This window comes from Sphingomonas sp. OV641 (assembly GCF_900109205.1).
In the GTDB taxonomy this organism is placed as follows: Bacteria; Pseudomonadota; Alphaproteobacteria; order Sphingomonadales; family Sphingomonadaceae; genus Sphingomonas.
This window is the reverse complement of record NZ_FNZB01000010.1, coordinates 1-13,669: the sequence shown is the minus strand read 5'-3', so window position 1 is coordinate 13,669 and position 13,669 is coordinate 1. Positions and strand designations below refer to the sequence as shown.

13 protein-coding genes are annotated in these 13,669 nt (G+C 68.3%); 10 read left to right on the top strand and 3 right to left on the bottom strand.

Translation table 11 applies throughout. The features are described from left to right. Positions 1-308 precede the first annotated feature (308 nt). From BMX36_RS19630 to BMX36_RS19590, 9 genes are read left to right on the top strand one after another with little or no spacing between them, the layout of a single operon-like run. Positions 309-593 (top strand): TrbC/VirB2 family protein, encoded by a 285-nt coding sequence (locus BMX36_RS19630; protein WP_093068164.1) that lies wholly within the window; start codon positions 309-311, stop codon positions 591-593. After that, the gene (locus tag BMX36_RS19625) at positions 590-874 is read left to right on the top strand and encodes a VirB3 family type IV secretion system protein (RefSeq protein WP_093068161.1); all 285 of its coding nucleotides are present in this window, start codon (positions 590-592) and stop codon (positions 872-874) included. Before BMX36_RS19630 ends, BMX36_RS19625 begins: the two co-directional genes overlap by 4 nt. Then, positions 853-3,216, top strand: coding sequence for a VirB4 family type IV secretion/conjugal transfer ATPase (locus tag BMX36_RS19620; RefSeq protein WP_093068158.1), 2,364 nt, complete (start codon positions 853-855; stop codon positions 3,214-3,216). The genes BMX36_RS19625 and BMX36_RS19620 overlap by 22 nt, the downstream gene beginning before the upstream one ends. Beyond that, on the top strand, positions 3,216-4,445 hold the full coding sequence (locus BMX36_RS19615) for a TrbL/VirB6 family protein (protein ID WP_177179224.1): 1,230 nt from the start codon (positions 3,216-3,218) through the stop codon (positions 4,443-4,445). Before BMX36_RS19620 ends, BMX36_RS19615 begins: the two co-directional genes overlap by 1 nt. Further along, positions 4,442-5,266 carry a VirB8 family type IV secretion system protein gene (locus BMX36_RS19610; RefSeq protein WP_093068153.1) on the top strand — a complete coding sequence of 275 codons (825 nt, stop codon included), beginning with the start codon at positions 4,442-4,444 and terminating at the stop codon, positions 5,264-5,266. The genes BMX36_RS19615 and BMX36_RS19610 overlap by 4 nt, the downstream gene beginning before the upstream one ends. Further along, entirely contained in the window at positions 5,263-5,964 is a 702-nt protein-coding gene (locus tag BMX36_RS19605) for a TrbG/VirB9 family P-type conjugative transfer protein (protein ID WP_256210899.1), read from the top strand. The genes BMX36_RS19610 and BMX36_RS19605 overlap by 4 nt, the downstream gene beginning before the upstream one ends. Then, on the top strand, positions 5,961-7,049 hold the full coding sequence (locus BMX36_RS22245; protein ID WP_256210898.1) for a TraB/TrbI/VirB10 family type IV secretion system protein: 1,089 nt from the start codon (positions 5,961-5,963) through the stop codon (positions 7,047-7,049). The genes BMX36_RS19605 and BMX36_RS22245 overlap by 4 nt, the downstream gene beginning before the upstream one ends. After that, the gene (gene virB11 / locus BMX36_RS19595; protein ID WP_093068150.1) at positions 7,046-8,032 is read left to right on the top strand and encodes a P-type DNA transfer ATPase VirB11; all 987 of its coding nucleotides are present in this window, start codon (positions 7,046-7,048) and stop codon (positions 8,030-8,032) included. The genes BMX36_RS22245 and virB11 overlap by 4 nt, the downstream gene beginning before the upstream one ends. Beyond that, the gene (locus tag BMX36_RS19590) at positions 8,029-8,406 is read left to right on the top strand and encodes a TrbC/VirB2 family protein (protein ID WP_093068148.1); all 378 of its coding nucleotides are present in this window, start codon (positions 8,029-8,031) and stop codon (positions 8,404-8,406) included. The genes virB11 and BMX36_RS19590 overlap by 4 nt, the downstream gene beginning before the upstream one ends. A gap of 267 nt (positions 8,407-8,673) precedes the next feature. Here BMX36_RS19590 and BMX36_RS19585 read toward each other — a convergent pair whose 3' ends face one another. Continuing rightward, a complete protein-coding gene (locus BMX36_RS19585) occupies positions 8,674-10,947 on the bottom strand; it encodes a tyrosine-type recombinase/integrase (RefSeq protein WP_218142215.1) in 2,274 nt (757 codons plus the stop codon). Beyond that, positions 10,944-11,975 carry a tyrosine-type recombinase/integrase gene (locus BMX36_RS19580; RefSeq protein ID WP_093068145.1) on the bottom strand — a complete coding sequence of 344 codons (1,032 nt, stop codon included), beginning with the start codon at positions 11,973-11,975 and terminating at the stop codon, positions 10,944-10,946. The genes BMX36_RS19585 and BMX36_RS19580 overlap by 4 nt, the downstream gene beginning before the upstream one ends. Positions 11,976-12,012: 37 nt before the next feature. Between BMX36_RS19580 and BMX36_RS19575 the strand changes: the two genes are divergently transcribed. Next, positions 12,013-13,179: a Y-family DNA polymerase gene (locus tag BMX36_RS19575; protein ID WP_093068142.1), complete on the top strand. Its 1,167-nt coding sequence runs from the start codon at positions 12,013-12,015 to the stop codon at positions 13,177-13,179. A 2-nt stretch (positions 13,180-13,181) separates the two neighbouring features. On the opposite strand, the gene BMX36_RS19570 is transcribed toward BMX36_RS19575, so the two are convergent. Then, the gene (locus tag BMX36_RS19570; RefSeq protein ID WP_010409222.1) at positions 13,182-13,490 is read right to left on the bottom strand and encodes a hypothetical protein; all 309 of its coding nucleotides are present in this window, start codon (positions 13,488-13,490) and stop codon (positions 13,182-13,184) included. Positions 13,491-13,669 lie beyond the last annotated feature (179 nt).

Genomic DNA, 13,669 nt, shown 5'->3' with positions numbered 1-13,669 from the left:
TTCTTCAGATTGCGGCTTGCGCCGGGTTAGTCGGTGGGCTGATGCCGTTCTTCACTTCTATTATTTTCATAATGCTTTCCTCAAAGGCCGGCCTGATATTCTACAAGATTCTTGTTCCAAGCTCCTGGTTGTTTTCGCGAGAGGAATACGTTGCGATAGCAAACGGGATAATATATGCATTTTTAGTATCGGCTTACTTGGTTTATAAGAACAAAAATGCTTCTAAAGCATGAAGCAATGCAAAGAAGGTGGTCGAGGTGCGTAGCTTTGTCGCGTTGACAAGAAGGATTTGCCCTGCCTTGTGGCTTATGGGTATTTGCTACCCATCAATGCTGAAGGCTCAAGATTTCGGAGCAGATCCTGCCGGTTCTGGCGTCATAGTCAGTGCCGTGAATTGGCTCCAAGGAACTTTACTCGGCACTGTCGCTACCGTCGTCGCGGTCATTGCCGTGGCAGTAGTCGGGTTGATGATGCTGACGGGTCGGATCAACTGGCGTTATGGTGCCACAGTGATCATCGGCTGCTTCATCCTGTTCGGTGCGGCGAGCATCGTTGCGGGCATCCAGTCGACCGCTCAGCTGGGCAGCCCGTGAGCGAGATCGAGCGCGACCAGTTGTTCGTGGCGCTGACGCGCCCGCAGATGTTCGCCGGCGTCACCTACAGCTATTTCACCGCCAATGCGGTCATCGCGACCGAACTGTTCCTGATTTTCCGGACCCCGTGGGTCATCGCCGCGGCGCTCGTCATCCATCTCGTCGGCGTGGTGCTGTGCGTGCGCGAGCCGCGCTTCTTCGATCTGTGGCTGACGAAGGTCGGCCGCTGCCCGCGCGTGCGCAACCACGCGATCTGGCGATGCAACTCCTACCGGCCCTGACCCGCGACCCGAAGGTGGTTGCCCGGGAGGCTCCGGCGGGGCGGCATCTTCCTTACGCGCGCCACGTCGATGCCAACACCGTCGAAACCCGCGACGGCCTTCTCTTTCAGACGATCCACCTGCGCGGGCTGCTGTTCGAGACCGCCGACAGCGACGAGCTCGACTATCGCAAGCGGCTGCGCGACGCGATGCTGCGCGCGATCGGGACCTCGCGGTTCGCGCTCTACCATCATATCGTCCGCCGACGCGTCGACGTGGCGCTCGAAGGCGACTTCCCGGACGATTTCTCGCAGCGGCTGGATGCCACGTGGCAGGCGCGGCTCGGCGAGCGCCGCCTGTATGTCAACGATCTCTACCTCACGCTCGTCCGCCGCCCGCTGCAGGGCCGTGTCGGCCTGCTCGACGGCATCCGCGACCTGTTCAGCCGGCCCGACAGGGACGACAATACGCAGGAGCTGCGCCAGCTCGACACGGCGCGCGAGGCGCTGCTCGCGGCGCTCGGCAGCTACGAGCCGCGGCTGCTCGGCATCTACGAGACGAGCGAAGGCCCGGCGTCCGAGGTGCTGGAGTTCCTGTCGCAGCTCGTCAACGGCGAGATGCATCCCGTCCTGCTGCCGACGCAGGATATCGGCGCTTATCTGCCGGCGCGCCGCATCAGCTTCGGGCAGGAGACGATCGAGCTGTCGCCGGTCGGACAGCGCGGCCGCGACTTCCTCGGGATGCTGTCGATCAAGGATTACCCGGGCCATACCAGCGCGGGGATGTTCGACGAGCTGCTGCGGCTGCCGTTCGAGATTGTTGTCACGCAGTCGTTCGGCTTCGTCGAGCGGCAGGCGGCGCTCGGTCGGATGAACCTTGCGCTACGGCGTATGCGGTCGGCCGAGGACGAGGCGGTGAGCCTGCGCGCCAGCCTCGGCACTGCCAAGGACGAGGTCGCGGCGGGCCGCGCCGGGTTCGGCGAGCACCACATGACGATCGCGGTACGCGGTGACACGCCCGACGCGGTCGATGCAGGCATCGCCGAAGTACAGGCCACACTCGCCGATCTCGGCGTCATCGCGGCGCGCGAGGATATCGCGCTCGAGCCCGCCTTCTGGGCGCAGTTTCCGGGGAACTTCAAATATATCGCCCGACGCGGGCTCGTCTCCACCGCCAATTACGCCGGGCTCGCCAGCGGTCACAATTTCGCGCTGGGAAGCGCGCACGGCAACCACTGGGGCGATGCGGTGACGCTGCTCGAGACCACGGCTGCCGGTCCCTATCATTTCAACTTCCACCAGGGCGATCTCGGCAATTTCACCGTCATCGGCCCCTCGGGCTCGGGCAAGACAGTGGTGCTCAACTTCCTGCTTGCGCAGGCGCGCCGGTTCGACCCGCGGATCGTCTTCTTCGACAAGGACCGCGGCGCCGAACTCTTCCTCCGGGCGATCGGGGGGCGGTATGACGTGCTGCGCCCCGGCGTCTCTTCCGGGCTCAACCCGCTCCGACTTCCGGATACGGCCGCCAACCGCCAGTTCCTCATCGACTGGGTCGTGCAGCTGGCGGGCGGCGCGGACCTAGAGGAGGTGGGCCGGATCAGCGACGCGATCGCGGCGAACTACGCGGAGGCGCCCGACATGCGCCGCCTGCGGCATCTGGTCGAGCTGTTCCGCGGCGACCGCCGGCCCGTCGCGGGCGATCTGTGGTCACGGCTGCGGCCGTGGTGGGGGGATGGCGAACGCGCCTGGCTGTTCGATGCGGCCGAGGACAGGACCGACCTCGACATTCGCGCGATCGGGTTCGACATGACCCAGATCCTCGACGATCCCGCGGTGCGCACGCCGGCGATGATGTACCTCTTTCACCGGGTGGAGGAGCGGCTCGACGGCACTCCCGCGATCATCGTCGTCGACGAGGGCTGGAAGGCGCTCGACGACGAGGTGTTCGTGCGCCGGATCAAGGACTGGGAGAAGACGATCCGCAAGCGTAACGGTATCGTCGGGTTCGCGACGCAGAGCGCGGCCGATGCGCTCGAAAGCCGGATTGCAAGCGCGATCATCGAGCAGGCCGCCACGCAGATCTTCATGGCCAACCCAAAGGCGCAGGCGTCGGACTATATCGAGGGGTTCGGGCTGACGGCCCACGAATATGAGCTGGTGCGCTCGCTCCCCGACACCGCGCGCTGCTTCCTCGTCAAGCACGGCAACGAGAGCGTCGTCGCACGGCTCAACCTTGCCGGCGACCATGAGCTGCTGACCATCCTCTCCGGCCGCGAGCGGACCGTACGCCTCCTCGACGAGGTGCGCGTGGAAACCGGCGATGATCCGGCGGCATGGATGCCGGTCCTCATGGAGCGGCTGTGATGGCCTGCCAATACGTGCCCGCGTCCGAGCGTTTCGCCAGCGGGCTCTTCGCCTATCTCGATTGTCAGGCGGCAACGCTCGGGGCGCAGGGATATGGCGCGCTTGCGACGCCCGGCTCGCCCGTTTCGGTCCTGCTTCTCGCGCTGCTCACGATCTTCATCGCGCTCACGGGCTATCGCATGCTGCTCGGCGACACCCCGACGCTGCGCGAGGGCGTGCTCGCGTTCGTGAAGATCGGGACCGTGCTCGCGCTCGCGACGAGCTGGCCCGCCTACCAGGTTCTCATCTACGATGTGGCGCTGCGCGCGCCCGGCGAACTGGCCGCAGGGATCGGCGGGGCGAGCGGGCTGCCGGGGACGACGGGCGATCTGGCGGCGCGGCTCGACGCCGTCGACCAGGGTTTCCGGACGCTCTCGATCTACGGGGTGGGCGTGCCCGTCACCGATCCGAACGTCGGGGGCCTCTCGCCGGTCGAGCCGCAGCTGTGGGCGGGGTTCGATACGTTCGCGCTCGGCGCGTCGCGGATCGTGTTCATCGCCGCTGCCGCGGCCAGCTTCGGATTGGCGCGGCTGGCCGCCGGCTTCCTTCTCGCGCTCGGCCCCCTGTTCATCGCCTTCCTCCTTTTCGCCGGTACGCGCGGCCTGTTCGAAGGCTGGCTGCGCGCGCTGATCGGCGCCGCGCTGGGCGCGCTCGTCGCCACGATCGCGCTGTCGGTCGAGCTCGCGCTCCTCGAGCCGTGGCTCGCCAACCTCGTCGTCCGGCGCGCCGGGAACGAGGCGATCACCGGCGTCCCCGCCACGCTGCTCGCCGCCACGCTCGTGTTCGCCGCAATGCTCGCCGGGCTTCTCTTCGTCGCCGCAAGGGTCGGGGCGGGACTGCGCCTGCCGCATGGAGCCGTGTCGCAGAACCGCGCTCCGGGGCGCGAACCCTCCCTGCCCGCACGTTCTCCGTCCATGTTGCCGGCCGCTCTTGCCGAAGGAACACAGGCGCCGGGCAGCCGGTCGCGTGCGGCGGGCGTGGCGGATGCGATCACCGTCATGCAGCGCCGCGAGGAGGCGGCATCGACGGTGCGGACCGCCGCGGCGGGCATGGCGGAGCGCTCCGCGTCTTCAGCCCCCGGCTCGTCCGCGTCCCTATCGAGCGGAGCCGCGCCGATCGGGCAGCGCTTTCGCCGGCGGACCGCGACGCGCATATCGGCGAGCAGCCGGGTTCGGGATCGACGGGCATGAAGAAGGACAAATCCGCGCTCGAGATGTATTTCGCCGAAGGCGACAGTTGGGCGCATGACCGCGGCGATATGCTGCGCCGATCGCGCAAGGTGGCGTGGATCGTGGCGGGAGCGGCCTGTTTCGTCGCGGTGTGCGAGGCGATCGCGCTCGTCGCGCTGACGCCGCTCAAGACCGTCGAGCCCTATACGCTGATGGTCGACCGCCAGACGGGATTCGTGCAGGCGCTGAGGCCGGTCGACGCGCAGCTGACGACGAGCGATGCGGCGCTCACCCAATCGTTCCTCGTCCAGTATGTGATCGCGCGCGAGGGCTTCGCCTACCAGACGGTGCAGAGCGACTATCGCAAGGTCGCGCTCTGGTCGGGCGGGCAGGCACGTGCCGACTACCTCACCTCGATGCAGGCCTCGAACCCGGCTTCGCCGCTCGCACGGCTTCCCCGCTCGAGCGTGATCGACGTCGAGGTGAAGAGCGTCTCGCCTTTGGGAAGGGGATCATCGCTGGTCCGCTTCGATACGACCCGGCAGGATGCCGGCGGGTCGGCGCGCCCGCTCGGTTCCTGGGTCGCGGTCGTGCGCTACACCTACTCGGGCGACGCCATGAGCGTCGCCGATCGGATGATCAATCCGCTCGGGTTCCGCGTGACGGGCTATCGCCGCAACCCCGAAGTGCTGCCGGCCCCGTCCTCCGCCATACCGGCTGCGCAGCCCGGCTCGCCCGCTTCCGCGCCCGGAGTGTCCGCCGGACGCCCCTTGGTGATGCCCGGATCCATGCCGGACAACAGGACGGTCGGCGGACCGGTCAGCGGGGGCAGCGCCCCGTGATCGCATTGCGCGCTTCGGGCCTTGTCGCCCTGCTCCTGCCGGTCATGGTGAGCGCGCAGGTGCGTCCCGTCCCCGGACCCGGCGATCCGCGGATCCAGGTCGTCGACTGGCAACCCGATCAGGTCGTGCTGGTCGAGGGCGCACCCGGCTATCAGGTGACGATCGAGCTCGCCCCCGACGAGGTCGTGCAAAGCGCCGCGGTGGGCGACAGCGCGAACTGGCAGGTCACCGCCAACAAGGCCGGCAACCGTCTGTTCGTGAAGCCGGTGCAGGCAGGCGCCGCGACCAACCTCACCGTCTTCACCGATGTCCGCTCCTATGCGTTCGACCTCACGGCATCGGCGGGCGGCACGCCGCCCTATACGATCCGGTTCCGCTATGCCGCGCCGGGGGCGACGCCGGCACCGCCGCCTCCCACCCCCTCGACGGAGCGCCGCTATCGTCTGGGCGGCGAGCGATCGTTGCGACCCGTCGCGATGCACGATGACGGCGTCCACACCTATATCGAATGGGCAGCCGACGCCCCGCTTCCCGCCGCCTACACCGTCGACGGCGCGGGCCGCGAGACCCTGGCCAACGGCAACATGCAGGGCGGCATCTACGTCATCGACAGCGTCGCCGAGCGCCTGGTGTTCCGGATCGACCGCGCGGCCGCGCGCGCGCGGCGCCTGCCGCCCTTGCCGGACGAGGAGCGATGATCCCGCCCGACACCGCGCAACCGGCGCCGCGCGACAGCCGCCCGGTCGTCGCCACGCCGTCGCGCGGCGTGCCGCTCGCCGTCGTCATTGTGGCGGCCGTCCTTGCCGGGATCCTCCTGTTCCTGGCGCTCAATGCCCGCCGCCAGGCGTTGAGCGCGCCCGCCACCAGCCCGCAGGCAGCGGACATTCCCGTATCCGTCGCGGCCCTGCCGCTCTATCTCCCGCCTCCGATCCCGGAACCCGTGCCTGCACCGATCGCCGCGCCCGCGCCGCAGGTCCGGCCAAGCCCTGTCCCACCAGTCCCGCTCATGACCCGGCAACCGCAGCCCTCCTACGCGCCGCCGGTTCCACCCCCGGTTCAGATCGCACCGTCCGCGCCCGTCCAGCGCAATGCCGGCGGTCCGACACTGGTCGTCGATACGACGCAGGCCGCGACGCCGACGGAGCCGGGCGCGGGCCCCCGCCCGGGCTTCAATCCGTTGGGACTGCCCAGCCAGTCGGGGACCACGACCGAACGTGCGCGCGCAGGCATGTTCGCCAATCGCGCGACGACGGTCCCGCAAGGGACGCTCATCCCGGCGGTGCTCGAGACCGGCTACGACAGTACCCGCCCCGGCTACGCCCGCGCGCTCGTCCAGCGCGACATCCGGGGGTTCGACGGTAGCCAGGTACTGATCCCGCGCGGCAGCCGCCTCGTCGGCGAATATGGCGCGGACACCGCGCCGGGGCAGAACCGCGCCGGCATCGTCTGGTCGCGCCTGATCCGGCCCGACGGCATGACGATCGAGATCGGCTCACCAGCCGCGGACACGGTCGGGCGCGGCGGGGTGCGCGCAAAGGTCAACTCGCACTTCTGGGAACGCTTCGGCAGCGCGATCCTGCAATCCTCGCTCGACGTCGGCGTCAACCTCGCCTCGCGCGCGGGCAACGGCTCGGTGGTCGTACTGCCGGGCGGCAGCCAGGCGCTGACCGGCCGGTTCGTCCAGCCCAATGTCGTGCGCCCGACGCTGAGCGTGCGGCCCGGGACCAGCGTCAGCGTGTTCGTCGCGCGCGACCTCGATTTCAGCACGTCGCGCGAACCATGAGCCAGCCCGATGGCTGGCGGTATCTCCACCGCTATCTGGCACCGCTCGGTCCGCTCCTGTCGCGCGACGACGTGACCGACCTCTACATCAATCGTCCCGGCGAGGTCTGGGCCGAGACATTGGGCGGCAGGATCGAGCGCCATGACCTTCCCGCGATCGACGAACCCATCCTCGAGCGCCTCGCCCGCCAGATCGCCGCCTGGTCGCACCAGGGCATCAACCGCGAACATCCGCTCCTGTCCGCCGCGCTCCCCGACGGCGCGCGCGTACAGATCGTAGCGCCGCCCGCGAGCGCGCGCCACTGGGCGGTGGCGATCCGGCGGCACCTTGCCGCGGACCTGTCGCTTGACGATTATGCGGCGAACGGCGCGTTCGCTACCACGAGTGTCGACGACGCCGGCAGCCGGTCGGACGAGGACGACACGATCGCGGATTTCCTTGCGCGCGGCGCTACCGCGGCCGCGCTGCGTCAGGCAGTACTTGGACGTCGCAACATCCTCGTCTCGGGCGGCACCTCGACCGGCAAGACCACGTTCCTCAGCGCGCTCCTTCGAGAGATCCCCTCCGACGAGCGGCTCATCACTATCGAGGACACCCCCGAGCTTCAGGTCCGCCATGCCAATGCCGTCCGGCTCCTCGCCGTACGCGGGGCGCTGGGCGAAGCCCAGGTCAGCGCCGACGACCTCGTTTCCGCCTCGCTGCGCATGCGTCCCGACCGCATCATCCTTGGCGAATTGCGCGGCCCCGAGGCCTATGCCTTTCTGCGTGCGGTCAACACCGGGCATCCCGGCTCGATGACCACCATCCATGCCGACAGCACCGAAGGCGCCGTCGAGCAGCTCGCGCTCCTCATCCTCCAGGGTGGCACCCGCCTCGGCCGGCAGGATATCCGCGACTATGTCCGGGCCACCATCGGTCTCTACGTCCAGCTCGCGCGTCGCGGCGGGCGGCGCTACGTCGCCGAGGTGCGCCAGTGGAAATGAGCACGGTGTCAGGCTCATCCATCGGTGGTGAGAACTCCTCGCTGGAGCTCGCCGCGCGCTGGATCGAGGGTGTTCTGCTCGGCACCACCGCGACGCTGGTCGCGATCATCGCGGTCGCGGGGCTGGGCTATCTGCTGTTGACCGGCCGCGTCGACCTGCGCCGCGGCGCCACGGTCGTGCTCGGATGCTTCATCCTGTTCGGGGCGCCCGTCATCGCTGGCGCCCTGTACCGCCTTGCGGTGTTCGATGGACAACCCGCGCCTTACACAGAAACGCAGGTCGACGCGCTGCCGCCCGTCCCCGTGCCGGCACCGCAACCCGCGCCGACAGCCGCCTACGATCCCTATGCCGGCGCGTCCGTGCCGAACCGGTGACCGGTTGCCGGCACCGCCTGCCCATGCTATGCCATCCGACGAGGTGCCTCATGTCAGACGCCACTCTCGTCAGCAACCACGTTGATGTGGGTGTCCAGGTGTTCGTCGGGCTCGTCTAGGGTTCGATGGGCCGCAGGCTGTCGGGACCGCCCCGTATGAAAGCATTGAAGTTGCCGATGGGCTAAGTTTCGCTTTCTGGAACGTTCCATGGCGCGGGTCTAGGCCGGTAAGGAAAGATCTGAAGTGCTTGCGCCAGCAACGCTGTTGCTATCCGTCGCTTCCTTTAGTGGCGTCGCAGCATTTCGCCTCGATCTCCTTGCGCGTGCGGCCGTCCGGCGTCGGTACCTGCGCGAGGCCGGCGACGAGCCCATCCATCAGCGTCGCGCCCTCCTCGATGGCCTCGCGTTCCGTGTCGGTCAGCGGGATCTCCTGCAGCATCCGCTTGAGGTTCCCGCCGGCCTCCAGCGCCTGCATGCGCGCGGAGTCCTTCGGCTCGTAGAACGAGCACCTGGCGCACGCCATGCGGTGTGCGCACTGGTCGAAAAAGTCGTAGGTGCAGTAACCGTGCCCGAGGTCGTAGTATTGCCACGAAGCGTCCGGCCCGTCGCTGCGGCTCCGCCGTGCCGCTCCGTCCACCAGAACCTCGATCGTGCGCACGTTGCGCTCGAAGTAGCCCGCACGGTCGAAGGAGCGTGCGAGCTTCGTGGGCGTCACCGCTGCGTAGTGCTGCGTCGCCTGCGGCGAGGCGTGGCCGAGCCAGGCTTGCAGCTCGAACAAAGACAGCGGCTCCTTGGCATTGAAGAGCTGCGTAGCAATCGTGGCGCGGGCGCGGTGGCTGGTGATCCGACCCCGGGCGTCCGCCTTGGGCACGCCGCCCTTGGCACACAGAATCGGGATGAGCGAGCGGTTGATGTAGTCCGCCGCCACCCGCCGCCCTCGGTGGACGAAGAGCCAGTCGACCCGCTCCCCGGTTTTGACATCGATGCGCCTGGGGTGGGGCAGGCGTTCGGCCTCCCATGTCTCGATCATCGTCCCGACGATCGGATCGACCGGTTTGGTGAACGCACGCCCGGTCTTATTGACCGGCACGTCGAGCAGGCATGTCGGTGATGCGTCCTCCCCTTCCGGGGCGGGCGACCACCGGATCGCGCCGACGCGCATGCGGTGGATCTCGTCGCGACGCAGGCCGCCGAACAGCCACAGGATCCCCAGCGCCCGGACGAGCGCGAGCGGATAGCGAGGCGGCTGATCGGCCCAGCCCTCACGTCTTGTGCGGTCCCGCAGATCGTCCTTGGTTAGGTTCAGTCCCGCCCAGATCAGCTTGGCCCAGACATCGTCGGCGATGACCCGCGGCGCGGGCCCGATCTTCGCCCGAACCGCCCGCGACGGTACGAGCGTCTGGGCCGGAGCGAAGCGCGGCGCAATCCACTCCCAATCCTGCAGGTCGTTGAAGAAGGCGCGCACACAGCGTAGGTGCGACGCGATCGCGCCGGGCTTCATCGGCTCGCCCGTTCGAGCGGCTGCGGCCCCGACGGGCCCTGCCCAGTCCCCGATCCGCATCCTCATGACGGCTGCGGCGTACTCCAGCGCAAGCCCGCGGTCCCACTGCGCGGGCGAGCGGATGTCGGGATGCCGGTCCCCCAACCAGCGCCCGCATTTGAGAAGGCCGTAGTAGATGCTCATGATTGAGGACGGGGCGACGGTCGCGGCGGCCCGCCAGCGGTCGCACCAGTCCAACCACGTCGGGGGCACGTCGTCCGTAGCCTTACGCTCGCCGAGCGGACGACGCTGCTGCTCCCCATGAAGGCTGAAGCCCTCCTCGATCGTCCCCAGACGCGCTAGGGCGCGCGAGAGGGCTGCGGCGCCGGTGCGCATGTGCTCCGGCCCGCTGGCGGCCACGCGCCGCAGGGTCTCGACGGTGACGTCTTCCAGGCGGTCCGACCGCTGGTAAAGCATGGCGGCGTGGAGCGCCTGCATCAGGCCGCGCGGGACAGCGGCGGAGAAGCCCACGGAGCGCATCTCCTCGCGCACGCGTCGGCCCGTGGCGTCGACCGCGTCTCGGCCGAACACCTTCAGCGCCAGTCGATACTGGAAGAACGTGCCGATCTCCTCCAGGCGATCGAAGCCGCCCAAGCGATAAGCGAGGGCAACGACGTATTGACGGCATTTGCCATGGCAGCCGTTGCGCGCCTGGAAGGCTCCCTCCGTCGGGCACAGAATATCCAGCCAATCCTCTTGCGACCACGCCCACCATGGGCACCGCCTTGCGAGCAGCTCCTGTGTCATGACGCGGATGGCCGAGTTGCGCGGGGCGGGTGCCGAACCCATGCGGTCGAGGGCGGCTTCAACCGGCGACAGGAGCCGTTCGAGGTCGGCGCGCACCGCCCTCGGTCGCTGACGGCGGCGCTGCGCGAACAACCCCGCAAGGACGTCCAACGCGAGATGCTCATGCTCCAGCAGTTCCGGCGTCCGGTCAGTCGGTGGCTCGACCTTCCAGGATGCGGAACTCGACGGCGCCAGTTCGTCGGAGCGCATACTCATCGGGCCACCCCCGCGATGACGGCGAGGCGCGCCTTGTGCAGTTCCGCGGCGGTGGCCGCGAACTTCGCCGACAAATCCCGCGCGCTTAGATGGATGTAGAGCAGGGTGGACTGCACGCTCCGGTGGCCGGCGAACTGGGCGATCTCGTGAATGTCCCAGCCGACCCGCGCGAGATCGGTCAGGCACAGGTGCCGCATCGTGTGGGTGCCGAGCCTTGGCGCATCGGCCCGGTGGCCCAGGGCACGCACCACCTTCGACCACGTCCACTTGCCGATCGGCCGGCCGCGGTTGCGCGGCGAAGTCGACAGGAACAGCCGTCCCCTGGCGCGGCCGAGCGCCCGACGCTCGCGCAGGTAGGCGGCGAGCAGATCGCCGGTGACGGCGGAGTAGGGGACGACGCGCCCGACCTTGGTCTTGGTCGTCTCGGCCCGAATCGTCACAAGACGGTGGGCTGGGTCGATGTCTGACGCCTCCAGCGCGCAGAGTTCCTCGCGGCGCAACGCGCAGTCGTAGGCGAGCGCGAGCATGAGGCGGTTGCGGACGGGGTCGGTCCGCGCCGCGTCGAGGACTGCCCGCCACTGTGCCTCGGACGGGATCCAGGGAAGCGGGCGATGAACCGGCACGAGACCGCGCTCGCCGCGATGGCGCGCGACGCCGCGGCGCCCCCGAGGCACGGGGTTCGTCGTCCGCAGCCCCTCCTCTACAAGGTGGTCGTAGAAGAGCCGGACGATCGTCAGGCGGTGGCGCAGCGAGGCGTTCGATGGTGAGGTGGACGGGGAACTCTCATCATCGGCCCGACCTTCGCGCCCGCCCCCCGGGGGGCGGGCGCGAAGGTCACCTAGATATGCGGCGATTGTACTCTTGCTGACGTCGAGCGGGTCGATTCCTCTCTCGCGGCAGAAGCTCGTGAAGTCCGTGATGCCCCTGGCGTAGGCTGCGACGGTGTTGGGCGCCTTCTCCAAGTCGCGCTGGAGTATGATCCAGGCCTGGACCTGGCCTTGCGCGTCCTGCGCTATCGGTTTTGGCATGGTCTAACCCCCGCGCTGTTACGATAGCAGGGTACGGCTGATCCGTCCTTCTTCTATTCCACGTAACATCAAGGCCAAGGCGCTGCACATCAAGATGGGTGCGCCGATGTTCAAGATTCGTGATATCGTCCGCGAGCATGGCATCCAATACCGCAGCAGTTCCTACGAATTGTATGCCGACATGAATCGTCGCTTCAATCAGGTCCTCGCCGAGCACAGTTGCACGGTCGAGGTGTACTCGATCGACGAATCGTTCTTTCGCCTGCCGGTGCTCCCGAACGGCCTGGGCGACGTGGCGGCCGCGCACCGCGTGATCGCGGCCGTCAAGCGTGCGACGGGCCTGCCGATCCGCATCGGGCTTGGCCCGACCCGGACGCTGAGCAAGGTTGCCAACGCCCTCGCTAAGGCGTCGGAGAAGGTCTGGAAGGGCGTGGTCGACCTGCACGACATCGAGCTGCGGCGGCGCCTGTTCGCGCAATGGCCGGTCGAGGAGGTCTGGGGCATCGCGCGAGCGATGACCGAGCGGCTGCGACCGCTCGGCGTCAGGACGACGGCCGATCTTGCCGCCCTCCCCCCGGAGGTCGCGCGCGACGTGGGGACGGTGGTGCTGGAGCGGCTCGTGCGCGAGCTGAACGGCGTCGAATGCACCGATTTCGAGCCGGAGCCGCCCCCGTCCAAGGCGACCGCGGTGACCCGCTGCTTCGGTGAGCCGGTGCGCGAGGTCGCGGCGCTGCGCGAGGCGATGGTGCGCCGCGCGGTCCGCGCGGCCGAGAAGATCCGCGCGCAGGATCTCGCTGCCACCCGCCTGATCGCCTTTGCCCACGGAAGCCGGTTCAAGCCCAACGCGCCGTCCGCCTCGCGCATAGCGCGGCTGTCGCCGGCGACCAATGATCCGCGCGTGATCGGCGGTATGGCGGGCCGCATGGCGGATGTCATGTACGAAACTGGCGGCGTCTACACCAAGTGCGGCGTCATGCTCGAGGGGCTGGAGCCGATGACCGCGCACCAGGCCGACCTGTTCGCGGTGCCCGATCCGCGATCCCCTGCCCTGCTCGCCGCGATCGACGGGCTCAACGGGCGGTTCGGCCGCAACACGATGCGGCTTGCCTCCGAGGGCTTTGGCCAGAAGAGCTACGACACCAAGCGTGCTTTCAAGAGCCCGTCCTGGACCACGCGGATCGATCAGGTGCCGATCGCGCGGTGAGATCAATAGCGATAGCCTGCCTGCCGGCAGGCCGCTGCCAGCTTCATCACTCGCCCATCCTTCGCGCCGTACTGGCGCAACCGTGCGGAATAGCTGTCGCAATAGCTTTTCGCGCGAGCGGACAGTGGCACCCCGTTCGGACCTCGCGCGGTCGCCGCCCCGCCCCGTTCGGCATAGCCACGAGCAGTCGCTGACTGAACCTGGGTGCGCGCTTGCGCGCCCAGATCGACTGCGCCGGGCATGTCCTGCGCGCCGGCAGGGGTCGCGATCGCGAATATCCCGACCGTGAACACAGCAACCAGGCTACGCATTCGATGTTCTCCCTCGAATTTCCGTCAGGCCATCAACGATTTGGCGGCAGCATCGTGCCGGTCGCGGGAGCGATTATGGATACATGTAGGCGCTTGCAATCGTAGCGGCGTGTGCTCGCAAACGGAGCGATTTTCTGCTCGGATTATCTGACAATGGGCGGAGCAGTCTGCTCACGCTA